This is a genomic window from Enterobacter cloacae complex sp. ECC445, from assembly GCF_021892025.1.
Classification (GTDB): domain Bacteria; phylum Pseudomonadota; class Gammaproteobacteria; order Enterobacterales; family Enterobacteriaceae; genus Enterobacter; species Enterobacter chengduensis.
This window is the reverse complement of sequence record NZ_JAKLRZ010000005.1, coordinates 217975-241907: the sequence shown is the minus strand read 5'-3', so window position 1 is coordinate 241907 and position 23933 is coordinate 217975. Positions and strand designations below refer to the sequence as shown.

21 protein-coding genes, 1 tRNA gene and 2 pseudogenes are annotated in these 23933 nt (G+C 58.2%); 14 read left to right on the top strand and 10 right to left on the bottom strand.

Annotated elements, in window-relative coordinates:
- Positions 1-4: 4 nt before the first annotated feature.
- Positions 5-2443, bottom strand: coding sequence for a poly-beta-1,6 N-acetyl-D-glucosamine export porin PgaA (pgaA, locus tag L6R44_RS07250; protein ID WP_237423698.1), 2439 nt, complete (start codon positions 2441-2443; stop codon positions 5-7).
- Between the two features lie 672 nt (positions 2444-3115).
- Here pgaA and L6R44_RS07245 point away from each other — a divergent pair.
- Complete coding sequence (locus L6R44_RS07245) at positions 3116-3643, top strand: helix-turn-helix domain-containing protein (RefSeq protein ID WP_045331891.1); 528 nt, start codon at positions 3116-3118, stop codon at positions 3641-3643.
- Between the two features lie 54 nt (positions 3644-3697).
- Here L6R44_RS07245 and L6R44_RS07240 read toward each other — a convergent pair.
- A tRNA-Phe gene (locus tag L6R44_RS07240) sits at positions 3698-3773 on the bottom strand.
- A 95-nt stretch (positions 3774-3868) separates the two neighbouring features.
- Positions 3869-4582, bottom strand: a complete 714-nt coding sequence (locus L6R44_RS07235; protein WP_032643372.1) for a DUF554 domain-containing protein — start codon at positions 4580-4582, stop codon at positions 3869-3871.
- 182 nt (positions 4583-4764) lie between these two features.
- Here L6R44_RS07235 and L6R44_RS07230 point away from each other — a divergent pair, with 182 nt between their 5' ends.
- On the top strand, positions 4765-6900 hold the full coding sequence (locus tag L6R44_RS07230; protein WP_237423697.1) for an ornithine decarboxylase: 2136 nt from the start codon (positions 4765-4767) through the stop codon (positions 6898-6900).
- Positions 6901-6998: 98 nt separating this feature from the next.
- On the opposite strand, the gene L6R44_RS07225 is transcribed toward L6R44_RS07230, so the two are convergent.
- Positions 6999-7691, bottom strand: a complete 693-nt coding sequence (locus tag L6R44_RS07225; protein WP_032643370.1) for a response regulator — start codon at positions 7689-7691, stop codon at positions 6999-7001.
- Positions 7681-9306, bottom strand: a complete 1626-nt coding sequence (locus tag L6R44_RS07220; protein WP_237423696.1) for an ATP-binding protein — start codon at positions 9304-9306, stop codon at positions 7681-7683. Before L6R44_RS07220 ends, L6R44_RS07225 begins: the two co-directional genes overlap by 11 nt.
- Before the next feature lie 345 nt (positions 9307-9651).
- Between L6R44_RS07220 and L6R44_RS07215 the strand changes: the two genes are divergently transcribed.
- The 8 genes from L6R44_RS07215 to citG are packed head-to-tail and all read left to right on the top strand — an operon-like array spanning position 9652 to position 16963.
- Positions 9652-11013, top strand: coding sequence for a 2-hydroxycarboxylate transporter family protein (locus L6R44_RS07215; protein ID WP_237423695.1), 1362 nt, complete (start codon positions 9652-9654; stop codon positions 11011-11013).
- A gap of 17 nt (positions 11014-11030) precedes the next feature.
- Entirely contained in the window at positions 11031-11894 is an 864-nt protein-coding gene (locus L6R44_RS07210) for a fumarylacetoacetate hydrolase family protein (protein WP_237423694.1), read from the top strand.
- Positions 11895-11907: 13 nt separating this feature from the next.
- A complete protein-coding gene (gene citC, locus L6R44_RS07205; RefSeq protein ID WP_237423693.1) occupies positions 11908-12930 on the top strand; it encodes a [citrate (pro-3S)-lyase] ligase in 1023 nt (340 codons plus the stop codon).
- Between the two features lie 16 nt (positions 12931-12946).
- Positions 12947-13240 carry a citrate lyase acyl carrier protein gene (citD, locus tag L6R44_RS07200; RefSeq protein WP_237423692.1) on the top strand — a complete coding sequence of 98 codons (294 nt, stop codon included), beginning with the start codon at positions 12947-12949 and terminating at the stop codon, positions 13238-13240.
- Positions 13237-14112, top strand: a complete 876-nt coding sequence (gene citE, locus L6R44_RS07195; RefSeq protein ID WP_237423691.1) for a citrate (pro-3S)-lyase subunit beta — start codon at positions 13237-13239, stop codon at positions 14110-14112. The genes citD and citE overlap by 4 nt, the downstream gene beginning before the upstream one ends.
- A 10-nt stretch (positions 14113-14122) precedes the next feature.
- Positions 14123-15646 carry a citrate lyase subunit alpha gene (gene citF, locus L6R44_RS07190; protein WP_237423690.1) on the top strand — a complete coding sequence of 508 codons (1524 nt, stop codon included), beginning with the start codon at positions 14123-14125 and terminating at the stop codon, positions 15644-15646.
- On the top strand, positions 15643-16182 hold the full coding sequence (gene citX, locus L6R44_RS07185) for a citrate lyase holo-[acyl-carrier protein] synthase (RefSeq protein ID WP_032643353.1): 540 nt from the start codon (positions 15643-15645) through the stop codon (positions 16180-16182). Before citF ends, citX begins: the two co-directional genes overlap by 4 nt.
- Positions 16160-16963: a triphosphoribosyl-dephospho-CoA synthase CitG gene (gene citG, locus L6R44_RS07180; protein WP_237423689.1), complete on the top strand. Its 804-nt coding sequence runs from the start codon at positions 16160-16162 to the stop codon at positions 16961-16963. Before citX ends, citG begins: the two co-directional genes overlap by 23 nt.
- A gap of 89 nt (positions 16964-17052) precedes the next feature.
- Here citG and L6R44_RS07175 read toward each other — a convergent pair whose 3' ends face one another.
- The 4 genes from L6R44_RS07175 to mutY form a co-directional block, all read right to left on the bottom strand.
- Complete coding sequence (locus L6R44_RS07175) at positions 17053-18309, bottom strand: nucleoside permease (protein ID WP_023618641.1); 1257 nt, start codon at positions 18307-18309, stop codon at positions 17053-17055.
- A gap of 290 nt (positions 18310-18599) precedes the next feature.
- Positions 18600-19676: a membrane-bound lytic murein transglycosylase MltC gene (gene mltC / locus L6R44_RS07170; protein WP_237423737.1), complete on the bottom strand. Its 1077-nt coding sequence runs from the start codon at positions 19674-19676 to the stop codon at positions 18600-18602.
- 83 nt (positions 19677-19759) lie between these two features.
- Positions 19760-20032 (bottom strand): oxidative damage protection protein, encoded by a 273-nt coding sequence (locus tag L6R44_RS07165; RefSeq protein WP_008499765.1) that lies wholly within the window; start codon positions 20030-20032, stop codon positions 19760-19762.
- Between the two features lie 26 nt (positions 20033-20058).
- Positions 20059-21111 (bottom strand): A/G-specific adenine glycosylase, encoded by a 1053-nt coding sequence (mutY, locus tag L6R44_RS07160; protein ID WP_237423688.1) that lies wholly within the window; start codon positions 21109-21111, stop codon positions 20059-20061.
- Positions 21112-21255: 144 nt separating this feature from the next.
- On the opposite strand from mutY, the gene trmB reads away from it, so the two are divergent.
- The 4 genes and pseudogenes from trmB to L6R44_RS07140 all read left to right on the top strand — a co-directional run.
- Positions 21256-21975, top strand: a complete 720-nt coding sequence (gene trmB, locus L6R44_RS07155; RefSeq protein WP_237423687.1) for a tRNA (guanosine(46)-N7)-methyltransferase TrmB — start codon at positions 21256-21258, stop codon at positions 21973-21975.
- Positions 21975-22301 carry a YggL family protein gene (locus L6R44_RS07150; RefSeq protein WP_045329295.1) on the top strand — a complete coding sequence of 109 codons (327 nt, stop codon included), beginning with the start codon at positions 21975-21977 and terminating at the stop codon, positions 22299-22301. The genes trmB and L6R44_RS07150 overlap by 1 nt, the downstream gene beginning before the upstream one ends.
- A 56-nt stretch (positions 22302-22357) precedes the next feature.
- Entirely contained in the window at positions 22358-23074 is a 717-nt protein-coding gene (locus L6R44_RS07145; RefSeq protein ID WP_237423686.1) for a DUF2884 domain-containing protein, read from the top strand.
- Between the two features lie 146 nt (positions 23075-23220).
- Positions 23221-23393: pseudogene (locus tag L6R44_RS07140) on the top strand (helix-turn-helix domain-containing protein); the annotation flags it as partial.
- A 153-nt stretch (positions 23394-23546) separates the two neighbouring features.
- Here L6R44_RS07140 and L6R44_RS07135 read toward each other — a convergent pair.
- Positions 23547-23909 (bottom strand): annotated as a pseudogene (locus L6R44_RS07135) (endonuclease domain-containing protein).
- Between the last annotated feature and the right edge of the window lie 24 nt (positions 23910-23933).

The window sequence follows — 23933 nt, the reverse complement described above, 5'->3', positions numbered from 1 at the left end:
ATCCTTAAAAGCGTAAAGTCGCATCAAACGTGACGGAGAGGTTGCTCTCGCGTTTGCCGTCGTAAGGGCGCTTGTCCCAGTTCAGCATCACGCCGGTATCCATGACGTTGTTCCACTGAACGCGTTGCCCGTAGCCCAGCAGGGCGATGGCGCCAGCGGACTGATTTTTTTGCCAGTAGCTGCCGCCTCCCGCCACGAACTGTTGGCTCCAGAGGGTGTCGTAATGGCGGACCATCTCATGGTCAACGGTCAGGGCCGCCGTCACGGAAAGATCCCGCGCCGGGTTGTAGTAGAGCGTGTCGCGCAGGCTGTTTTTGCTGGCGGCGATCCCCGGTTCGAGATCCAGCGTCAGGGACGGGGTCTGCCAGAGGCGCTCCTTACCCGTGAGGGTGTATTCCTGGCGGCGGTTGTGGTCTGAGAAGCGGCTGAGGGCGGCATTGAACTGATACTCTCGGCGCTCGTTTTGATACCAGCGCACGCCGGCTTCGCCCCGGTTGGCGCTAATCCCGTTGCGTAACGCCCGCAGGGGCGTGGTGCGCGATAAGCGCTCAAGGCTGCCGCTGACCTGCCAGCTATCCGTCAAAGCGTACGCTGTTGTGAGGCGGGCCCCCGGCTTGTTCGCGCCGTGATAGCGGTTGCTGGAGAGCTCGGCTTCGAGCTGGAGGTCGCGTGGCCGCCATTCCACGCCGCCCAGCAGGTGGCGGCTGGTGCCTCTGCCTTCATCGAAAAGGCCCTCTGCATAGCGGGTGCCGGCAAACAGCCGCCAGTTGTCCGCAACCGGCGGGCCATAGATCGTGGCGTCCCAGTTGAGATCGTGCGTCCCGCTGACGGGGTTATCGGAGTGCAAACCCTTGCTCGCGTTGAGGCGCAGTTCGGACATGTGGTGGACGGCGCGAAGCCTGTCCAGACGCCTGGCGCTGCGATCGGCGGGCGCGCGGGCAAGCACGTCGTCGGCCAGTAAATCCATCTGCCGCCACTCCTGCAGATCCATGGCGACGTAAGCCTGCTGCTGCTCAAGTTCCAGATTCGAGGGCTCCAGCGCCTCCGCCATTTTTAGCCTTTGCTCGGCCGCGCGCGGCAGGCCCCGCGCCTGAAGCAGGGTGGCGTAGTCAATCTGCAATCCCTGGTTGCCCGGCGCCGTTGCCGCCAGATGCTGAGACAGCTTTTCGGCTTCCGGCAGGGCGTTGGTCGCCAGCAGATAGTTAAAGCGCAGAGACTGCCCGGTAAGCCACCGATCGTTCGGCTGCGGGGTAGGGGAGCCGAAATCGTACCGGGTCCAGGGGACGTTGCGGGTCTGGCGCGCTACGTACCGGCGGGCGGATTCATACTCTCCGGTATCCAGCCAGGCGTAGAAAAGCGCGTGCTCCTCGTCCTGCGGATCGGACGCGTATTGCGGATAGCGTTGCAGAAGCGAGAAGGCGGCAGCGGCATTTTTCTCCTGCAGATACGCGGAGATGACCCAGCCGATTGCCCAGTTCGGCACCGGATGCCGGGCGGCCGTCAGATCCTGATATTCGCTAACCACCTGTGGGTAATCAGCATGGGCGTACAGCGCGCCGAGCCTGTCGATACGCGCAAGGATAATGTCCTGCGCCGCCTGCGGCTCGCTTTGCCAGCGAGAAAGCAGCGCGTCGTAACGATTCAGCGCAGCTTGCGCAAGCTGCAGACGCTCCTTTTCCGTCCTGCCAGGCACATCGGCAAGGCGAACGCTTTCGGCTGCGGCATTCAGCTCAAGGCGACGACGCTCCGCCGGGGACAGCGCCACCTTTTGTGAAAGCAGGAGCGCAGGGGTATTCACCCGGTTATCCGTTAGCGCGTCGATCTGCTCGCGGAGAAGCGCGTGATTTTCTGGCGCGAGATTGAGCGCGCGCGCGTCGGCTAAAAGCCGATCCCAGCCTTTGCCCTGGCGTGACCAGACGTACGCCAGCGTCTGAAGATGCGCCAGAGTGGGGTTTTCGGTGACCAACTGCCGGGCTTCCTGCAGCGCGAGTGCATCCATGCGGGCATCGGCCAGGGTTTTGATATAGCCGATACGATAATCGTCGTTATCCCGCGCAAGGCTACGCGCCTCTTTCCAGAGCGCCAGCGCGGGCTGCCACGCCTTTTGGTTTCTTCTGGCCTGCGCGACGGCCGCAACGCCGCGGGCGGGCAGCGGCATGTAAATGCTGTAGCGCTGCCAGACCTGAATAACCTCGTCATCATGACCTGCCCAGGAAGCCACCTGTAACCAGTCCGCAACGTTTTCAGGCGTCAGGGCATGCTGCTGCTGATAACGCTGGAGATAATCAAGAAACGAGGTGTAATTACCGTTACGCGCCTGTTGAATCTGTTGTTCATAAACGGATTCCGTCGCCTGAACCAGAACAGGAAAGAGGAATAACAGAAACAATAATGTTGGGGTGCGATAAAAGAATAACGTACTGACGCGAAGCGATCTTTCCATATCTATTTGCCATTTGTTTATCATTAATCCATTGCATAACACGGCCGCCTTTAAGCTCAGCGTAAAAGGCCATAAATGAGAACATTAAATCTGAACACGGTGCTGTTACGGGGTACTTACTTAAAGGTAATTATGGAGCCTCATCTTAGTGGACCGGATGGGAGGTAATGTACACCTGATATGTTGCCGGATAAATATGCTGAAAAGCGGCTATATCGTTTTGAGATAATTCTGTATTGAGCGACGTTTAGTGATTATTTTTAATTGGTAATTTAATTGTAAATGGTTGATTTTAATTGTTTTTATTTTTGTTGTGACAAGATTGTATATATTTCTAATGACGTTTATTTGTCTCAATTAAAGTACTTTCTGGTGCATGTTTGGGAAGTTTCATGACAAAAATTCTTAATGTTTAGGGAGGTGTCTTTTCTGAAAATGTTTTTTATTTATAATTAATGCCGGGCATTGAATGATGGTCTACAGGAAGTCTTATCCATCAATGTCTGTATTGAGGGATGTCCAAAGCCAGAATACATTTATCGTTAATATTACAGCGCTATAAAACGAAGGCGGTCTGCTTTGCACAGGATCGTTCTTGCTTTAATCTAAAAGGGATGGTTAGTGGCAACTTCAATAGTGTTAGTGACGCAGGACCGCTACCTTGTCAGGGGCATGCGGATATTTTTTCCGGATATTATTCTGCTCGATTCGATTGACAGAAACATATTTGATAGCGGTGCAGATGAATATTCTGTATTGATTGATAGCCGTTCTCCGCTCCGTTTATATGATTACCTGATACGCCATCCGGCCAGAACGAAAAAAACAATCTGCTGCGTTATGCTTGATATGCGACACCGCGAGGAGAATCTGCTCAGCATGAAGCTGTTTATGAACACGTCGCTTACGGCGCCGGACATGGCCTCGCTGTTCAACCTGGTGCTCAATATGAAGGGCCGTCGCCTGACCACGAAGTGGCTGCTGAATTTACGGCTGAGCACGCACGAAGCGATCATGCTGCGGTTGCTGAGGGCAGGGATGTCGATGGAAGCCATTGCCGATGAGCTGAATACGTCGGTGAAAAGCCTCTACCGCAAACGAACGGCGCTCTCGGAACGCCTGGGGGCGGAGAACTTTAACGAGGCGTGTTTGTTTATCTTCAAAAACAAACTGCTGGACGCGGTTGGGAACGATCCCTAGGTTGGGGAGAGACCAAAAGCAAAAACCCGCCACGAGGGCGGGTTCTTTAAATAGTGGTGCCCGGACTCGGAATCGAACCAAGGACACGGGGATTTTCAATCCCCTGCTCTACCGACTGAGCTATCCGGGCAACGGGGCGCATTAAACCCGATCTGCCCGGTGGCGTCAACGAAAAATGTTGTTTTCGTTACGGACTGCGCAATCTCTCACCATTTCGCCGCATCCTTAAGCGAAAAAGTGCGTCCAGAGCGCGGAGAGCGGCATGGCGAGCAGCAGCGCGGGCAGCATGTTCACCACGGCAAACATCTTGATCCCACAGATGCGCAGCCCGGTAGCCAGCAGCAGCAGGCCGCCGACGGCGGTAAAGTCTGCCATCATCGCCGGCGTGGTGAGCGGGAGAATTAACGTGGCGCAGGTAGCCAGTGCCAGCTGAATAAGCAGCATCGGGACGCAGATCGCCGCCACGGCGATACCGAGGGTAGTGGCGAAAATGGTGGCGGTGAAGAAATCCAGAAACGCTTTTGCAATCAAAATGCTCGGGTCGCCCGTCATCCCTTCCTGCATTGAGCCGAAAATCCCGGTGCCGCTGGCGCAAAACAGAATAATGATGGCGACATAGTTCTGAATAAACGTCTCGTGCGTGCCGTGCTTCGCCTTGCCCGGTCGGGTTATCAGGTTTTTGGCTTTGCTCACCGCGCCGTTAATGCCTTTTTCCAGATAGCAAAATTCGCCAATCAGCGCGCCGAGCAGGGTAGCCAGCACCATCACGGGCAGGTTGGCGCATTTGATCACTAAAAGAATGCCGATACCTAACGATGCCAGGCCGAATATTGAGGGCATGGAGGTGCGAATACGCTCCGGCAGCCGCTGGCTCAGCACGGCGCCGAGTACGCCGCCCAGCAGTACGGCTCCTGCGTTGATAAATGGCCCGATAACCACGCTTAACTCCTGTTATTTAATCATTGATATTGCATTATTATGGCACGTCAGCGCCTCGCGGGCCTTAGCTTTGGGTGATATCAGTGCATACTGATTCCTTCTTGCACCTCAAAATAAAAGGTGACATTATTGCGCGAATTTTCTCCTCCCTGTCTCACCGCCCGGTGAGGGTAATTGCGCTTATGAAAACCATGAAAATCGCCGTCAGCCGCGAGCTGCTCTCAACCGTGTCTACGCACCGCGAAAAGGTGACGCTGGACAGCACGGACTTTACCGATGTGGCGGCCGTCGTCATGACGGTGACAGAGAGTCGCAGCGGCATCCTTGGATTACTGAAACGCACGGGCTTTCAGTTACCGGTGTTTATTTTCTCGCAGGAGCCAACGGACGTGCCTGACGGCGCTACCGGGGTCATCTCGGGCAAAGCTCAGGAGTTTCTGGAACTGGAGACCGCTGCCAGCCGTTACGAAGAGAACCTGCTGCCGCCGTTTTTCGACACCCTGAGTCAGTACGTGGAGATGGGTAACAGCACCTTCGCCTGTCCGGGCCACCAGCACGGGGCGTTTTTCAAAAAACACCCGGCGGGACGACAGTTCTATGATTTCTTCGGTGAGAACGTGTTTCGCGCCGACATGTGCAATGCCGACGTGAAGTTGGGGGATTTGCTGATCCACGAAGGGTCCGCCAAGCATGCGCAAAAGTTTGCGGCGAAGGTGTTCAACGCGGACAAAACCTACTTCGTGCTGAACGGCACGTCGGCGGCCAACAAGGTGGTGACCAACGCGCTCCTGACGCGTGGCGATCTGGTGCTGTTCGACCGCAACAACCATAAATCTAACCACCACGGGGCGCTGATCCAGGCGGGTGCGACGCCGGTGTATCTTGAGGCCGCGCGTAACCCGTTTGGCTTTATTGGCGGGATTGACGACCACTGCTTTGACGACGCGTATCTGCGCGATCTTATCCGCGAGGCGGCGCCGGAGAAGGCCGACGAGGCGCGTCCGTTCCGCCTCGCGATCATCCAGCTTGGCACCTATGACGGCACGATCTACAACGCCCGTCAGGTGATCGACAAGATCGGCCATCTCTGCGACTACATTCTCTTTGACTCCGCGTGGGTGGGTTACGAGCAGTTTATTCCGATGATGGCGGAAACGTCCCCGCTGTTGCTGGAGCTGAACGAGAACGATCCGGGCATTTTTGTGACCCAGTCGGTGCACAAACAGCAGGCCGGGTTCTCGCAAACCTCGCAGATCCATAAGAAGGATAACCACATTCGCGGTCAGGCGCGTTTCTGCCCGCACAAGCGGCTGAACAACGCGTTTATGCTGCACGCCTCCACCAGCCCGTTTTACCCGCTGTTCGCCGCGCTGGACGTGAATGCCAAGATCCACGAAGGCGAAAGCGGCCGCAGGCTCTGGGCGGAGTGCGTTGAGCTGGGGATTGAAGCGCGTAAGGCAATCATTGCCAACTGTCATATGATCAAACCGTTTATCCCGCCGGTTGTGGCAGGGCGGCCGTGGCAGGATCATCCCACGCACGCCATCGCCAGCGAGCTGCGCTTCTTCAGTTTCGAGCCGGGGGCAAAATGGCACGGGTTTGAGGGCTATGCCAGCGAGCAGTACTTTGTCGACCCGTGCAAGCTGCTGCTGACCACGCCGGGCATTGATGCCGAAACGGGGGAATACACCGATTTCGGGATCCCGGCGACGATTCTGGCGCACTACCTGCGTGAAAACGGCATCGTGCCGGAGAAGTGCGATCTTAACTCGATCCTGTTCCTGCTGACGCCTGCCGAAAGCCGCGAGAAGCTGGCGCAGCTGGTGGCGATGCTGGGCCAGTTTGAACAGCATATTGAAGACGATACGCCGCTCGCGGACGTGCTGCCGACGATCTTCCAGAAATACCCGGTGCGCTACCGGGATTACACCCTCCGCCAGCTGTGCCAGGAGATGCACGATCTCTACGTCAGCTTCGACGTGAAGGATCTGCAGAAGGCGATGTTCCGCAAGGAGAGCCTGCCTGAGGTGGTGATGAACCCGCAGGATGCAAACCGGGCCTATATTCGCGGAGACGTGGAGCTGGTGCGCATCCGGGACGCCGAAGGGCGGATTGCTGCCGAAGGGGCGCTGCCCTATCCGCCGGGCGTGCTGTGCGTGGTGCCGGGTGAAGTCTGGGGCGGGGCGGTACAGCGTTACTTCCTGGCGCTGGAAGAGGGCATCAACCTGCTGCCGGGCTTCTCGCCGGAGCTGCAGGGCGTTTACAGCGAGAAGGATCCCGACGGGATTAAGCGGCTGTATGGGTATGTATTAAAGTAGCCCCCTCACCCTAACCCTCTCCCCAAAGGGGAGAGGGGATTGCACGGAGCCGTCTTTTCTCCCTCGCCCCTTTGGGGAGAGGGCCGGGGTGAGGGGAGTTAAGCCGCACTACGCTTGTACATCCTCCTCGGATGCCCAATCTTGCCGTACAGCATTTCCACCGTCAGAAAACCCGCCTCCACGCAGTGCTCCAGATAGCGACGGGTGGTGGTTTTACTCAACCCCGTCTCGCTCACCACCTCATCAACGGTAAAGCAGTGTGCCGCCTTTTCGTTAAACAGCGTCTGCACCCGCGCCAGCGTATTTTCCTCTATGCCTTTACTGCCGTTGTCCTGGCGGTAGTTCTTCGCCTGGAGCTGATACAGCGAATCGACGTTCTGCTGGTCGACAATCTTCCAGACGCGCTGCTGCTCGGCAAACTGCACAAACCGCTCAAGCGACTGGCTGAGCCGCTTCCAGGAAACCGGCTTGAGGATGTAGTCGAACGCGCCGTTGCGGATGGCCTGGCTGCAGGTGTCCATATCGCTGGCGGCGGTGATGAAAATTACCGAGCAGTTGGCGCGGGTCAGCATTGGGTTGCTGATCAGGGTGATGCCTTTGCCGTCCGGCAGATAGTTATCCAGCAGCATCAGCTGCGGCTGTTTACGCTCAAGCTGAACCTGCGCGTCGGCCAGGGATGAGGCAATCCCGACCAGCCTCAGGCGCGGATGTTTGCTTATCAGCTCCGCGTGCAGCTGGGCCAGTTCGTTCTCGTCTTCAACAATCAGTACGTCGATAAGTTCATGTTGCATAGTCGGTGTCTTCCAGTTGCCGGGCGGTTCCCGCGGCCGGGATAAACAGTGAGAAAATGGCGCCGCGCGGCGTATTATCGGCAACTTCTATCGCGCCGCCAGCCTGCGTGACATAGCTTTCGATCAGATACAGACCAATCCCATGATCGCCGCGCGTTTTGGTGGTGATGCCGCGTTCAAAGATGCGCTCACGGATCGCCGGGTGAATACCCACGCCCTGATCCGCCACTTCAATAATTAGCTCCTGTTCGCTGAGCTTTATCAGCACCTCCACCGGCGCGTGGGGAAGCGGCGACCGCTGCGTCGCTTCGATGGCGTTATCCAGCAGGTTGCCAATAATCGAAACCAGCTCTTGCTCCCCCAGCGGCAGGAACGGCCTGTCCAGCCTGCAGGCCGGGTCGAAACTCAGCTCGACGCCTTTCTCCCGCGCGCGGGCGGCTTTCCCCAGCAGCAGGCCGCACAGGGTCGGGGAGCTGAAGCGCGACGAGATAAAGTCCAGCAGTTCCTGGGCGTGTTCCGACTGCGCCTGAATGTAGCCAATGGCTTCCTCGTAGCGGCCCATATGCAGCAGGCCGGAGAGGGTGGTCATGCGGTTTAGCTGCTCGTGGCGCATAATGCGCAGGTTATCAACATAGCGTTTGACCTGGCTGAGCTGGGCGCTCAGCGAGTCGATCTCGTTGCGATCGCGGAAGGTGATCACCCAGCCCTGCAGCGACCCCTCAAGCATGATGTGCACCCGGCTGGCAATCACCGTGAGATCGTTAAAACGGCAAATCTCATCGTGGGTATCTTTCGCCAGCATCGTCTGCGTGTCGAAGAACGGAACCGGATCGATCACCTGGCTTATCAGCTGCCCGCGCAGCTCCCGGGCCGGCTGGCTCAGGCCGAGCAGCTTGCGCGCCGCCTGGTTGATGACCTCAATTCGCCGCCGATCGTCAATGGCAATCACCCCCTCATAAATAGACTCCATCATCGCCTTCTGCTGGCGCACCAGCAGGCCGATCTCGCGCGGCTCAAGGGAGAAAATCTGCTTCTTGATGCTGCGGGTAAAGAACCAGGAGAAGATAAAAAGCGCGATCAGCAGCAGCACGGCGGCAATCAGGATATTCACCACTTTACTGACGGTAATGGTGTCCAGGTAGCTGGTGAGATAGCCGACCGAAACGATGCCGACTACCTGTCCGGCAGCGTTGAAAATGGGGGCTTTGCTGCGCAGCGAAATGCCCAGCCCGCCTTTGCGGATGGTGGTGGTGCTCTTACCCTGCAGTACGGCTTCGTTGTCTCCGCCCACCAGCGTGGTGCCCACTCTGTCGGCAAACACCGAGTGAAAAAGATGCTGGCCCTTATTATCACCAATCACAATAAAGCTGGCGTCGCTGTGCGCAGAAATCTTCTGCATAAAATCATGGATGGCGGTGATATTCTTTTGTTCAACTTCATGACGCAGCGTTGGAATAAGCGCAATCTCTTCCGCCTGTATTTTAGCTCGCGTACTCATTTCCTGATAAAGCTGTTTCCCAACATCGGCATAATAATATCCGCCCAGTAGCGCAAAAAGCACTGAGAAAAAGGCAACCAGCGAAATAAACAGCTTAATCTGGAAAGAGACTTTCATAACTATCACGCAGGGTAGCGACAAAGATCGCCAATATATCATCTTTTCTCGCGCGGACGTCCGCTTTGCCGAAAACTTGTGATCCCTTGCACAGCGGGCGTTGTAAAAGCGTTGCCCTGAAGGGTAACGTCCCTCAGGCTGCACGAATAAATGTTATTTGTTTGTTCAGTTCGGAAAAGAAACCATAAAAACCACAATAATAAATAAGGCATAAATCACATTAAATAAAAGAAACCATTAAAACCATAGCGGCCATTAAAACTTCGCTTTTAATATGCCATCCCTCACATAAAGTAAGCCTTTGTGACTCTAAGCTGAACGCACAAAATAACCAAGGGGCTTATTATGAGCACAACTGACGATTCTTTCTCTGTTACCCACGACCCGATTGAAATTCAGCGACCTTCGCTCAAAGAGCGCTGGTGGCATATTATGGATACCTGGAAAATTGGGATTATTCCTCTGCCGCTGTTCGTTCTGGCGGGCGCGCTGATTGCCATTGATTGCCTGGGCGGAAAGCTGCCGAGCGATATCGTGGTCATGGTCGCCACGCTGGCCTTCTTCGGCTTCGCCTGCGGCGAGTTTGGCAAACGCCTGCCGATTGTCGGCAAGCTCGGGGCAGCGGCGATTTGCGCCACCTTTATCCCTTCCGCGCTGGTCTATTACGGCCTGCTGCCGGACGTGGTGGTCGAGTCCACCACCAAGTTCTACAAATCCACCAACATTCTCTATCTCTACATCTGCTGCATTATCGTCGGCAGCATCATGAGCATGAACCGCACGGTGCTGATTCAGGGCTTCCTGCGCATCTTCTTCCCGATGCTGTGCGGTGAAATCGTCGGCATGCTGGTGGGCATGGGCGTCGGCCTGGCGCTGGGTCTTGAGCCGTTCCAGATCTTCTTCTTTATCATTCTGCCGATCATGGCGGGCGGCGTCGGGGAAGGGGCGATCCCGCTTTCCATCGGCTATGCCACCCTGCTGCACATGGACCAGGGCGTGGCGCTCGGCCGCGTGCTGCCGATGGTGATGCTCGGCGGCCTGACGGCAATCATCATCTCCGGCTGCCTGAACCAGCTCGGTAAACGCTACCCGCACCTGACCGGCGAAGGCCAGCTGATGCCTAACCGCGCGAATGCCGATGCCGCCGTTTCTCAGCCCGCGTTTTCCGGCAAAGCGGACGTGACCACGATCGCCTCCGGCGCGCTGCTGGCGGTGCTGCTCTACATGCTGGGCATGCTCGGCCACAAGCTGATTGGCCTGCCTGCCCCGGTCGGCATGCTGTTTATGGCGGTGCTGGTGAAGCTCTGCAACGGCGCCTCTCCGCGCCTGCTGGAAGGTTCCCAGGTGGTGTACAAATTCTTCCAGACCTCGGTGACCTACCCGATTCTCTTCGCCGTTGGCGTGGCCATCACCCCGTGGCATGAGCTGGTGGCGGCGTTCACCGTCAGCAACCTGCTGGTGATTGTCAGCACCGTCTCCGCGCTGGTGGCGACCGGGTTCTTCGTCGGCAAAAAGATCGGTATGCACCCGATTGATGTCGCCATCGTCTCCTGCTGCCAGAGCGGGCAGGGCGGTACCGGCGACGTGGCGATCCTGACCGCAGGCAACCGCATGAGCCTGATGCCGTTCGCCCAGATTGCTACCCGTATCGGCGGCGCGATTAACGTCTCTATCTCTCTGCTGATTCTGGGCAACTTCCTCGTTTAAGTTTTCAGGAAAGAACAATGAAACTCGCAAGCTTTTTATACCAGGGAAAACGCAGCTACGGCATCGTCCAGGCCGACGGCGTGATTGATTTAGGCCGCCGCCTGGGCGACCGCTACGGCGACCTCAAGGCGCTGCTGCAGGGCAACGGGCTGGCGCAGGCCACCCGCTACCTGAACGACGCGGTGGACGTGCCGCTGAGCGCCATCACCTTCTTACCGGTGATTGAGCAGCCGGAAAAAATCCTCTGCGTGGGCATGAACTACGCCGACAAGCGCAAGGAGTTTGACCAGCATAACCCGGCCCCGACGCTGTTTGTCCGTTTCCCGGATTCACAGACCGGCCACAACGAGCCGGTGCTGAAGCCGCGCCACTCCAGCGAATTCGACTATGAAGGCGAGCTGGCGGTGATCATCGGCAAAGGCGGGGAGAACATCAGCCGCGACGACGCCCTGCGCCACGTGGCGGGCTACAGCTGCTACATGGACGGCTCCGCCCGCGACTGGCAGCACACCTGGTTTACGGCCGGCAAAAACTGGCGTCAGACCGGCGCGTTTGGCCCGTGGATGGCGACGGCGGATGAGATCCCGGATCCGCACCAGCTGGCGATCCGCACCTGGCTGAACGGCTGCATGGTGCAGGAAGACAACACCAGCAGCATGATCCACAAGGTGGCGGAGCTGATCGAGTACATCAGCACCTTTACCCGCCTCAGCCCGGGCGACGTGATCATCACCGGATCCCCGGGCGGGGTGGGTAAAAAGCGAAACCCGCCGCTGTTTATGAAGGAGGGCGATCGCATTGAGGTGGAGATCGAGCATATCGGTCATCTGAGCAACGTGATCGTGGAAGCGCCAGCCGTCGGGCTTGCGTCAGCACATTAAGTAAGGCGGCAGCATGCACTCGCAACCCATCGATTTTCGCCACACCCTCGTGGCGAAGCATCCGGAGCGCTTAAGCCAGATCCGCTACCTGCTGGCAGACAGCGGCCTTGGCCTGGACAACGACATCACGCTGTTCGTCGAGGCCTGGTCCGGCCCGCAGCTGGTGGGGTGCGCAGGGCTTGCCGCCAACGTCATCAAATGCGTGGCGGTCAACGAGCAGCTTCGCGGTGAGAACCTCAGCGCCCGGCTGCTGGCAGAAGTGGAAAATGCGGCGCTGGAGCGCGGCCATTTTCACCTCTTCCTCTGTACGCGTCCGTGCAACCGGGAGCGCTTTGCCCGCAGCGGCTTCTGGCCGATTGCCCAGAGCGGAAACAACGCGGTGCTGATGGAGAACACCCCGCAGGGAATTGAGCGCTACTGCCGCTCCCTGCGCGCGAAGCGCAAATGCGGGGAGAACATCGGCGCGATAGTGATGAACGCCAATCCGTTCACCCTCGGCCACCGCCATCTGGTGGAGCAGGCGGCGGCGCGGTGCGATGCCCTGCACCTGTTCGTGGTGCGTGAAGACGCGTCGTTCTTCCCGTTTAGCGCGCGCATTGAGATGGTGCGGGCGGGCGTGGCGCATCTGCCGAACGTGGTGGTGCATGAAGGCTCGCAGTACATCATCTCCCGCGCCACCTTCCCGGCCTACTTTCTGAAGGAGACCGGCAAAGTGCAGCAGGCGTGGAGCGAGATCGACGTGCTGATCTTCCGGGATTTTATTGCCCCGGCGCTCGGCATCACGCACCGCTTCATCGGCTCGGAGCCGTTTTGCGACATCACCCGGCAGTACAACCAGACGCTGCACGACCTGCTGGCCTCGCATATTGAGGTGGTGGAAATGCCGCGCATCAAGGCCACCGGCAACGCCATTTCCGCGTCCGAAGTGCGCCGCTTACTCAAGACACAGCAGTTTTCCCGGATCCGGGAGATTGTCCCGGACTCCACCTTCGCGCATCTCGAAACGCATTACCGTGCGAGTGCCGAAGTCGCTTAACTACCAGGAATTTATCATGAAAATTGTAAGGGAGGCGCTGGCCGGCACGCAGGAGTCCAGCGACCTGATGGTGAAAATCGCGCCCGCTCACGGCGAGCTGGAGATCGTCATCCACAGCGAAGTGATTAAGCAGTTTGGCGAGCAGATCCGCCAGGTCGTCAATGACACCTTGCGCGCCATGAACGTGCACCAGGGACTCATCATTATTGAAGATAAAGGGGCGCTGGACTGTGTTATTCGCGCCCGCCTGCAAAGCGCGCTGATGCGTGCCGCCGATGATCAGACCATCAGCTGGGGGGCGCTGAAATGAGCAAACTTCGCCGCAGCATGCTGTTCCTGCCGGGCGCTAACGCCGCCATGCTCTCCACCGCCTTTATCTACCGCCCCGATTCCATCATGTTTGACCTTGAGGACGCCGTTGCCCTGCGCGAGAAGGACACCGCACGCATGCTGGTGTTCCACGCGCTTCAGCACCCGATGTATCAGGATATCGAAACCGTGGTGCGCATTAACCCGCTGAGCACGCCGTTTGGCCTGCTGGATCTGGAGGCCGCCGTGCGGGCGGGCGTGGACGTGATTCGCCTGCCGAAAACCGACACCCCGGACGATATCTACGAGCTGGAAGGCCACCTCGAGCGTATCGAGCGCGAGTGCGGGCGCGAGGTCGGCTCCACCCGCGTGATGGCCGCGATTGAGTCGGCCATTGGCGTGATTAACGCCGTGGCGATTGCCCGCAGCTCTGTGCGCCTCATCGGCATCGCGCTGGCCGCCTTTGACTACGTGATGGACATGCAGACCGAGCGCGGCGACGGCACCGAGCTGTTCTACGCCCGCTGCGCCGTGCTGCACGCCGCCCGCGCGGCGGGCATCGACGCCTTCGACGTGGTGTGGTCCGACGTTAACGACGAGGCCGGGTTCCTGCGTGAGGTCGATCTGATCCGCAAGATGGGCTTTAACGGCAAATCGCTGATCAACCCGCGCCAGATAGACCTGCTGCACAACGCCTACGCCCCGACCCAGGAAGAGGTGGAACACGCCAAAAGGGTGATTGAGGCGGCAGAAGAGGGCGAGCGTAACGGCCTGGGCGTGGTGTCGCTTAACGGCAAAATGGTGGATGCACCGATTATTAACCACGCGCAGGTGGTGCTGGAGCGCGCGGCGGCCTCCGGCGTGCGTCGGTAAGGATAAGACAATGAATCAAACTGAACTTCTTCACGTGAATTTTCCCCATCTGCGGGACTTAACACCCTTTGATACCGCCCACACCGCCACGCCGTGGCTGGCGGACAGCGACGCGAAGCACAGCCGTAAACTGTGCGCCTCCGTTGAAGAGGCGGTGAAGCGCTGCGGCCTGCAGGACGGAATGACCATCTCTTTCCACCACGCGTTTCGCGAAGGCGACCGGGTGATCAACACCGTCGTGGCGCTGCTGGCGCAGATGGGCTTCAAAAACCTGACCCTGGCCTCCAGCTCGCTGATGACCTGTAACGACGCGCTGATTGAGCATATTGAAAGCGGCGTCATCACCCGAATTTACACCTCGGGCATGCGCGGCAGGCTGGCGGACGCCATCTCCCACGGGCTGATGGACGAGCCGGTGCAAATTCACTCCCACGGCGGGCGCGTGAAGCTGCTCCAGGACGGCGAGCTGAATATCGACGTGGCGTTTCTCGGGGTGCCGTGCAGCGATGAGTTTGGCAACGCCAACGGCACGCACGGCAAATCGTGCTGCGGCTCGCTGGGCTACGCCATGGTGGACGCGCACTTTGCCCGCAAGGTGGTGCTGCTGACCGAAGAACTGGTGCCGTTCCCCAATATGCCCGCCAGCCTGGTGCAGGACCAGGTGGACTACATCGTGCAGGTTGAAAGCGTGGGCGACCCGGCGAAAATCAGCGTCGGCGCGGCCCGCGTCACCAGCAACCCGCGCGAGCTGATGATCGCCCGCTACGCGGCGGACGTGATCGAGCACTCCGGCTACTTCAAGCCGGGCTTCTCGATGCAGACCGGCTCCGGCGCGGCGGCGACCGCCTGCACGCGCTTTATGGAGGAGAAGATGGAGCGCAGCGGCGTGAAGGCGCGCTTTGCGCTCGGCGGCATCACCGGCAGCCTGGTGGATCTGCACGAGAAGGGGCTGATCGAAAAGCTGCTCGATACCCAGTGCTTTGACGGCCAGGCGGCGGCCTCGCTGGCGCGCAACCCTAACCACGTGGAGATCTCCACCAACGTCTACGCCAACCCCGGCAGCAAGGCGGCAAGCTGCGACCAGCTCGACGTGGTGATCCTTAGCGCCCTGGAAATCGACGTCGATTTCAACGTCAACGTCATCACCGGCTCCGACGGCGTGATGCGCGGCGCGTCCGGCGGGCACTGCGACGTGGCCGCCGCGGCAAACCTGACCATCGTCGTCGCGCCGCTGCTGCGCAGCCGCATTCCGACGGTGGTGAAGCGCGTCACCACGCGCCTCACGCCGGGTGAAAGCATTGACGTGCTGGTCACCGATCACGGCATTGCGGTCAACCCGGCGCGCCCGGAGGTCCGCGAGCGGCTGATGGCCGCCGGACTGAAGGTGGTGGATATCAACGCGCTGTACGAGCGGGCGATTTCCCTGACCGGCGTACCGAAGCCAATTGAATTTACCGACAAAATCGTCGGGGTGATCCGCTACCGCGACGGCAGCGTGATCGACACCGTGCGACAGGTGAAGGAGGAAGTATGACGTTAGCGACACCCGTGCGGGCGGGTGTCAGCCTTGATGAACTGCTGGCGGCGAAAGATCGCCGCGCAGCGCGTCAGGCTGACATGCTCGAGCACTATCAACAGCCGGTGATATCCCTCACGCTGGTTACGCCAGGGGAAATTAAGGATAGCCTGCGCTATCGCAACACCATGGGCGTGGCGCTACAGACGTGCGACCAGCTGCTGTGGGAGAACCGCTGGCAGGTGCTGGACCGCCAGGTGCTGTGGCTCCCGACCGGGCCTGAAGCCCTGTGGTGCGTGGCCCATCCGGCGGCGGAAATCAAAGCGCACTGCGCGGATCTGGAGCAGACGCACCCGCTCGGCAGGCTGTGGGATCTGGACGTGATCTGCCCTCAGCACGGCCACGTTGGGCGTCAGTCGCTGGGGGCAAATCTCCGGCGCTGCCTGATCTGCGACGCGCCCGCGCACGCCTGTTCCCGCTCGCGCAATCACCCCGTTGAGCAGGTGGTTTCCCGCGTGGAGAAGATGATTGATGACTGGTTTGCTCGCGACTAAGCCCCGCATTGCGGACGTGCCCGCGCTTGCCGAAGCGGCGCTGTGGCAGGAGCTGGAGCTGACGCCCAAGCCGGGGCTGGTGGACACGCTCAACAACGGTTCCCACCGCGATATGGACCACGCGCTGTTCGTCCGCAGCATCGCGGCGATTACGCCGTGGTTTGCGCGCTTTGCCGAGCTGGGCAGCGCGCATGCGGATAAGGCCGCTGGCGAACAGCTACGAATTATCCGCCCAATGGGGATGGCCTGCGAGCAGGCGATGTACGCCGCGACGAACGGGGTGAACACGCATAAAGGCGGGATTTTTGCCCTCGGTTTACTCTGCTTCGCCGCCGGACGTGTGAAAAATATCTCCGCAGACAGCCTCTGTTGTGAGGTGAGTAACATCTGCCGCGGGCTGGTGTCGCGGGAGCTGGCCGCGCGCAGCGGACAGGCGACGGCGGGCGAGCGGCAGTTTCAGCGGTACGGCTTAACCGGCGCGCGCGGCGAGGCGGAAAGCGGCTTTGCCACGGTGCGCAAGGCGCTGGCGCAGTGGAACGGGCGGTCGCTTCACGGCCTTCTGCTACGCCTGATGGCTGTTAATCAGGACAGCAACCTGGTATCGCGCGGCGGCATGGAAGGGCTGCGCTACGTTCAGGGCTATGCTCGGGAACTGCTGGCTAACGGCTGGGACCGCGAGGCGTTGCTTAAGATGGATAACGCATTGATAGAACGAAACCTGAGTCCGGGCGGCAGCGCGGATTTACTGTCGGTGGGGTGGGTGCTGTCTGCAATAAAATAGCCGGGTGGCGCTAACGCTCACCCGGCCTGCTTGCTGTGCTTTGTAGGCCCGGTAAGGCGTAGCCGCCACCGGGCACAACACACCAAAGATTAGTGCGCGATCGGCTGCGCACCGTTCGGCACGCGCACGTGCTTGTACTTGAACAGCGCGATGAACGCGAAGAACAGCACCAGCGAGTACGCCGCGAAGATCAGCCACACCGGCTGCCAGTTGGTGATGCCGTTGGTGGTGTACATCTCAACCACCTTACCGCTCACCACGCCGCCCAGAATACAGCCGAAGCCGTTGGTCATCATCAGGAACATGCCCTGCGCGCTGGCGCGGATCTCAGGCTTCACCTCTTTCTCGACAAACACGGAACCGGAGATGTTGAAGAAGTCGAAGGCGCAGCCGTACACGATCATCGACAGCACCAGCAGCACGGTGCCGAACGGGCTTGGGTCGCCGTAGGCGAACAGGCCGAAGCGCAGCATCCACGCCGCGATACTGATCAGCATGACGTTCTTGATGCCGTAGCGGCTCAGGAAGAACGGGATGGTCAGGATGAACAGCGTCTCAGAAATCTGAGAGATGGACATCATCACCGACGCGTGCTCAACGATAAAGCTGCCGGAGAACAGCGGGTTGTTGTCGAAGCTGTGCAGGAAGGTGTTGCCGAACATGTTGGTGATCTGCAGCTCAGCGCCCAGCAGCATGGAGAAGATAAAGAAGATCGCCATGCGCTTGTTTTTGAACAGCGCGAACGCGTCGAGACCGAGCATGGTGCTCCAGCTCTGGTTTTTCTGCTGGTTAGACACCGGAATGGTCGGCAGCGTCAGGGTGAAGATTGCCAGCAGCACGGAGAGCGCGGCACCGATGTAGAGCTGCATATGGCTCAGTTCAAAGCCCGCGAAGCTCACGCCCCACATTGCCATGATAAAGCCGATGGTGCCCCAGATACGGATTGGTGGGAAATCGGTCACGATGTCCATATCCGCAGACTTCAAGCGGTAGTAGGAGATGGTGTTGATCAGGCCAAGCGTTGGCATATAGGCCAGCGAGTTAAGCAGGATCACCATAAACATCGCCCCCGGCGTGGTTACCTGGGCTGCCATAAACAGCGTCCCCGCCCCCACCAGATGGCAAAGCATGTACAGCCATTTAGCGCTTAGCCATTTATCCGCCACGATGCCCAGCAGCGTTGGCATGAAGACCGCCGCAATACCGAGCGAGCTGTATACGGCACCGATTGACGCACCGTCGAACTTGAGCGTCACAAACATATAGGAGCCGAGTGTAGTCAGCCAGCTACCCCACAGGCAGAACTGCAGAAACGACAATATTTTAAGCTGCAGCTTAAGGTTCATGTTACTTTCCTCACAAGTGAGCGGGAGATATGTTGTTTTGGGAACATTCAGGGTTGTTATTTGATGCAATTCTATCAGTTGGCAACGATATGTTTTGTTACCTCCCGCAAAAAAATGCAATCCACATTAATTTGCAGTTTGGATTGTGATGCAAATAACATTTTCGTATGGGTGGGGTGAGATGGGTGCGGACTGATGTCCCCTCACCCTAACCCTCTCCCCAAAGGGGAGAGGGAACTTGAACACCCTCTCCCCTTTGGGGAGAGGGCAGGGTGAGGGGGATGTTGGTTTTAGCGACGACGGTAGTTCTTCTGCGCCGTGTTCACCTTATACAGATACCGGCGGGACTCCGCTGAAGGGTGGCGGGTGGTGAGGGTGGAGTAAACATCCCCCGGCGCCATGCTGTTGATGATGTTTGCGGCCTGCACTTTGTCGTTCGAGAAGACGCGCAGCACGCTGCCCGCGCCGCCGTTATAGGCGGTGATCACCGCATAGCGGCGTGAGGTCGGGTTATCGATGCCGCCGAGATAGACATTGTTCAGCATCGCCAGATAGGCCGTGCCGGTATCAATGTTGCTCTGCGGGTCGAACAGATAGCTGCGGCTCGGCGTGCCGGATTTCCCCTGCGCGCGGAAGACGTCTTTCCCGGCGCTATGCTGCACAACCTGCATCAGGCCCAGGGCGTCGGAACGGCTTACCGCGTACGGGTTGAACGAGGATTCGGTCTGCATAATCGCCAGGATCAGCGACTCGTCCACGCCGTACTTGCGCGAGGCCTGGCGCACCATGCCAATGTACTTATGCGCACGCTTGTCGAGGTGGTTCGGAACGAGGTTGATGGTGACGCTGTAGATAATCTTCAGGCCGTTAGAGCGGCTCTTCAGGCGCGTCTGCAGCAGGTAGTCGGCAAACTTCGTGGCGCGGCCTTCCCAGCGGATCGGCTGGCCGGTCTGATCGACGACCTGGCCGTACAGGAACGGCTCTTTCGAGATGGTGATATCGTCGGCATCGGAGTAGAGATCGATTGAGCCCGGATCGTCACCCATCAGCAGGGTTTTGATAATCGCCTGACGCAGTCGTGCCGCAGGATCGGTGCCTGCGATGGTCTCAATGGTGATCGTACCCTCATCAAAGTTGATGTGGCTACGGGTCAGATAGGCGTCGGTGTACTTAACGTAGTCCTTCGGTCCGGCAATAAGAACTTCGTTAAATCCCCATATGTTCTCGATGTTGTGGGCAAACTGCCCCATCAAAATGTCAAAACCGTTGGTGTCCTTGATCCAGGCTTCGTTGAAATCCTCGCCTTTTTTTGACGAACACGAGACAAGCAACGGCGCAACAAGGGCTAGCGCTAAAAGTTTTTTCATCATTCCGGGAGTGCGTGTTGTGTTTGCTTAGTCGTTGCTTTCGCCGGGTAAGCGAAGCGCCACCCGGCAACAGCGGCGCGATACTATTTTTCCGGTGGCGTATAGCCTTCGATGTGCACGTCTTTACCTTCAAACAGGAAGCTGACCATCTCCTGCTCCAGCAGCTTGCGGTGTTCCGGGTTCATCATGCTGAGCTTTTTCTCGTTGATCAGCATGGTCTGCTTTTTCTGCCACTGTCCCCAGGCCTCTTTGGAGATTTCATTGTAGATGCGTTTACCCAGCTCGCCCGGATAAAGCTGGAAATCCTGGCCTTCAGCGTCGCGCTGCAGGAAAGTACAAAAAATCGTTCTGGCCATACTCATTCCTCTTTTTCTTGTCGATGCTAAACCATTGCACCGGCACGTAATTGCTGTAACAGGCGCTCCACGGGAGCCGCCAGCCCGACTGATGGCGGTTGCGCTAAGTTATACCAGAGAGCGGTGCCTTCATCCATGCACGAGGCAAATGAGGACACGGGAAGCCACATGGGGACAATATCCAGGTGGAAATGGCTGAAGGTATGGCGAAACGCGGTTAGCTGCGTCAGGTTATCGGCAGCAATCCCGCGCTGTTTAAGCCATTCACGCAGCAGGTCTTCATCTTCAAACTGTGGGAAGCAGTATAGACCACCCCACAGGCCGCTCGGCGGACGTTGGGCCAGGAAGACCTCGTCGCCGTGCTGCATCAGCAGCATATAGCCGGTGCGCTCCGGCAGCGTCTGTTTGGGTTTCTTACCCGGATACTGCGCCCACGAATGGTTGGCATACGCTACGCAGAGATTATTCACCGGGCAGAGTTCGCACTTCGGCTTTGAGCGCGTGCAGACCATCGCGCCGAGATCCATCATCGCCTGGTTAAAACGCTCGACGCCGTTCGCCGGGGTGACCGCTTCACTGATTTCCCAAAGGCGTTTTTCGACGTCCTTCTTCCCCGGCCAGCCGTCGACGGCGTAGCAGCGTGCCAGCACGCGCTTCACGTTGCCGTCGAGGATTGGGAAATGCTTGCCTAAAGAGAGGGAGAGAATGGCGCCCGCGGTTGAGCGTCCTACGCCGGGTAGGTCTGCTACTTCATCGAAGGTTTCCGGGAATTTTCCGTTGTGGCGCATGGCGACCTGCTGCGCCGCCTTGTGAAGGTTGCGCGCGCGGGCGTAATAGCCAAGACCGGTCCACAGATGCAGGACCTCGTCGAGCGGGGCGTTGGCGAGATCGGTCACCGTCGGGAAGCACGCCATAAAACGCTCGAAGTAAGGGATCACCGTGGCAACCTGCGTTTGTTGCAGCATCACCTCGGAGAGCCATACTTTGTACGGCGTTTTTTCAATTTGCCAGGGCAGGGTTTTGCGCCCGTATTTGTCGTACCAGTCCAGCACCTGGGCTGAAAATTGAGAGGCTTGCATGGTCATCGATTCGCATAATCAGGGACGCAGATTGCAGCACAGCGTCAATCTGCTGTAAACCGGATCTTTCCCATGCTTGCATAGACGCCTTAACTTTGGATAATGCCCGTTTCCCGAACATTCTCACAAGCAGACAACTCTTTTATGAAAAACGACGTCATTTCACCGGAATTTGATGAAAACGGTCGCCCGCTGCGCCGTATTCGCAGCTTTGTCCGCCGTCAGGGCCGCCTGACAAAAGGGCAGCAACACGCGCTGGACAGCTACTGGCCGGTGATGGGCGTTGAGTTCAGCGAGCAGCCTCTGGATTTTAGCGAACTGTTCGGCCGCGAAGCACCCGTCACGCTGGAGATCGGTTTTGGTATGGGCACCTCGCTGGTGGCCATGGCGAAAGCCCGCCCGGAGCAGAACTTCCTCGGTATTGAAGTCCACTCCCCGGGCGTGGGTGCATGCCTGGCAACGGCCCATGAAGAGGGCGTTGAGAACCTGCGCGTGATGTGTCACGACGCGGTGGAAGTGCTGCACAAAATGATTCCTGACAATTCTTTAACCATGGTTCAGCTCTTTTTCCCTGACCCGTGGCACAAAGCGCGTCATAATAAACGCCGTATCGTTCAGGCACCGTTTGCCGAGCTGGTGAAAAGCAAGCTGAAGCTGGGCGGTGTCTTCCATATGGCGACCGACTGGGAACCGTATGCGGAACATATGCTGGAAGTGATGTCGTCGCTGGACGGCTATAAAAACCAGTCTGCGAGCAACGACTATGTACCGCGTCCGGAATCGCGTCCGGTAACGAAATTTGAACAGCGTGGCCATCGTCTTGGTCACGGTGTATGGGACTTAATGTTCGAGAGGGTGAAATAATGGCAAAGAATCGTAGCCGTCGTCTGCGTAAAAAAATGCACATCGAAGAATTCCAGGAAGTGGGCTTCTCCGTTGCGTGGCGTTTCCCGGAAGGCACCAGCGTTGAGCAGATCGATCGGGACGTGGACGCGTTCATCAACGAGGTGATCGAGCCTAACAAGCTGGCCTTCGACGGTAGCGGCTACCTGGCCTGGGAAGGTCTGATCTGCACCCAGGAAGTGGGTAAATGCACCGAAGAACATCAGGCCCTGGTTCGTAAATGGCTTGAAGACCACAAGCTCGAAGATGTCCGCGTCAGCGAACTTTTCGACGTTTGGTGGGACTAATAAAGCAGTAAGGGGCCAGCATTAGCTGGCCCATTTTGTCTGAGGGAGTGTTTAAGATGCGCAAAACGTTGCTGGCTGTTGCTTTGATGGCAACCGGATTCACCGCCCATGCGGATTATCAATGTAGCGTCACCCCGCGTGATGACGTGGTGTTGAACCCGCAAACCGTGCAGGTCAAAGGCGAGAACGGCAATCTGGTGATTACGCCGGAAGGAAACGTCACCTTTAACGGCAAGCAGTACAACCTGACCGCCGCACAGCGTGAGCAGGCGAAAGACTATCAGGCCGATTTGCGTACCGCGCTGCCATGGATTAATGACGGCGCGCTGACGCGCGTCGAAAAGAGCCGCGTCGCGCTGGATAAGATCATCACCAAAGAGGTGGGAGAGAGCAGCAACATGCGCACCCGCCTGACCAAGCTGGACAAGCAGCTTAAAGAGCAGATGAACCGGATTATCGAGACGCGCACCGACGGCCTGACGTTCCACTACAAGGCGATCGATCAGGTGCGAGCTGACGGACAGCAGCTGGTGAACCAGGCGATGGGCGGCATCCTGCAGGACAGCATCAACGAGATGGGCGCCAAAGCGGTGCTGAAGGGCGGCGGTAACCCGCTGCAGGGCGTGCTGGGAAGTTTAGGTGGCCTGCAGACCTCCATTCAGAACGAGTGGAAGAACCAGGAAGCTGATTTCCAGCAGTTCGGCAAAGACGTGTGTAAACGCGTGGTATCGCTTGAAGATAGCCGGAAGGCGCTGGTGGGAACGCTGAAGTAATCCTCTGCGCGCAGGGCCCCTCACCCTAACCCTCTCCCCAAAGGGGCGAGGGGATGGTTTGCTCCCTCTCCCTTTTAGGGTGTACAGTCCGGGGACATAGTAGACACTTACAACTAAGGCATAAGAACCCGCTAATGGAGTCGCTTATGCCCTGGGATGCGAGAGATACCATGTCATTACGTACCGAGTTTGTTTTGCTCGCCTCGCAGGACGCATCCGTTTCCTTTGCCGTCGCTTCGGCATTTCACCTGCTACCAGCTACAAGTGGCTTCAGCGCTGGGCTGTCGAGGGTGAACCCGGCCTGCAGGACCGGCCCCGTGACGCCACCGGAATACGATGATGGTGTGGTGGTACAGCACGAAGGTGGGGGTGATCGACCTGAAGAAAAAGTGTTCACCATGTCCCCGAACACCTGTCAACTATGTCCCCGGACCGTACAAGGGGCGAGGGGATGGTTTGCTCCCTCTCCCTTTTAGGGAGAGGGCCGTGGTGAGGGTAGCAGCATTTGCAATGTTTCAAGGATCTTTTCTAATACCGCTTCTTCGTTACTCCAGAGTTCGTTGTTCCAGAAACGAATGACATACCAGCCCTTTTGGTTTAACCACTTCGACCTTTGGCGATCGTATTCCTGATTTTCATCATGCTATCCGCCATCCAGTTCGATGGCCAGACGGGCCGCACAGCATGCGAAATCCAGGATGTAGTTTCCTACCGGATGCTGTCGGCGAAATTTATAATTCTCGAAACGGCGGCTGTGCAGTAAATACCAGAGTCGTCTTTCTTCTTTTGTCAGCTCGCGTCTGAGCTGTTTTGCGTATGAGCGAGTCATTTCCATCCCCACACTCTGCCAGCCTTTCCC

Coding starts and splice junctions, on each gene's coding strand:
- L6R44_RS07245 (WP_045331891.1), top strand. CDS start 3,116: ATGCGGATATTTTTTCCGGATATTATTCTGCTCGATTCGATTGACAGA.
- citX (WP_032643353.1), top strand. CDS start 15,643: ATGACGTTAGCGACACCCGTGCGGGCGGGTGTCAGCCTTGATGAACTG.
- L6R44_RS07220 (WP_237423696.1), bottom strand. CDS start 9,306: ATGAAAGTCTCTTTCCAGATTAAGCTGTTTATTTCGCTGGTTGCCTTT.
- citD (WP_237423692.1), top strand. CDS start 12,947: ATGAAAATTGTAAGGGAGGCGCTGGCCGGCACGCAGGAGTCCAGCGAC.
- citE (WP_237423691.1), top strand. CDS start 13,237: ATGAGCAAACTTCGCCGCAGCATGCTGTTCCTGCCGGGCGCTAACGCC.
- L6R44_RS07215 (WP_237423695.1), top strand. CDS start 9,652: ATGAGCACAACTGACGATTCTTTCTCTGTTACCCACGACCCGATTGAA.
- L6R44_RS07230 (WP_237423697.1), top strand. CDS start 4,765: ATGAAAACCATGAAAATCGCCGTCAGCCGCGAGCTGCTCTCAACCGTG.
- citG (WP_237423689.1), top strand. CDS start 16,160: ATGACTGGTTTGCTCGCGACTAAGCCCCGCATTGCGGACGTGCCCGCG.
- L6R44_RS07175 (WP_023618641.1), bottom strand. CDS start 18,309: ATGAACCTTAAGCTGCAGCTTAAAATATTGTCGTTTCTGCAGTTCTGC.
- L6R44_RS07145 (WP_237423686.1), top strand. CDS start 22,358: ATGCGCAAAACGTTGCTGGCTGTTGCTTTGATGGCAACCGGATTCACC.
- citC (WP_237423693.1), top strand. CDS start 11,908: ATGCACTCGCAACCCATCGATTTTCGCCACACCCTCGTGGCGAAGCAT.
- mutY (WP_237423688.1), bottom strand. CDS start 21,111: ATGCAAGCCTCTCAATTTTCAGCCCAGGTGCTGGACTGGTACGACAAA.
- L6R44_RS07210 (WP_237423694.1), top strand. CDS start 11,031: ATGAAACTCGCAAGCTTTTTATACCAGGGAAAACGCAGCTACGGCATC.
- pgaA (WP_237423698.1), bottom strand. CDS start 2,443: ATGGAAAGATCGCTTCGCGTCAGTACGTTATTCTTTTATCGCACCCCA.
- L6R44_RS07225 (WP_032643370.1), bottom strand. CDS start 7,691: ATGCAACATGAACTTATCGACGTACTGATTGTTGAAGACGAGAACGAA.
- mltC (WP_237423737.1), bottom strand. CDS start 19,676: ATGAAAAAACTTTTAGCGCTAGCCCTTGTTGCGCCGTTGCTTGTCTCG.
- citF (WP_237423690.1), top strand. CDS start 14,123: ATGAATCAAACTGAACTTCTTCACGTGAATTTTCCCCATCTGCGGGAC.
- trmB (WP_237423687.1), top strand. CDS start 21,256: ATGAAAAACGACGTCATTTCACCGGAATTTGATGAAAACGGTCGCCCG.
- L6R44_RS07165 (WP_008499765.1), bottom strand. CDS start 20,032: ATGGCCAGAACGATTTTTTGTACTTTCCTGCAGCGCGACGCTGAAGGC.
- L6R44_RS07150 (WP_045329295.1), top strand. CDS start 21,975: ATGGCAAAGAATCGTAGCCGTCGTCTGCGTAAAAAAATGCACATCGAA.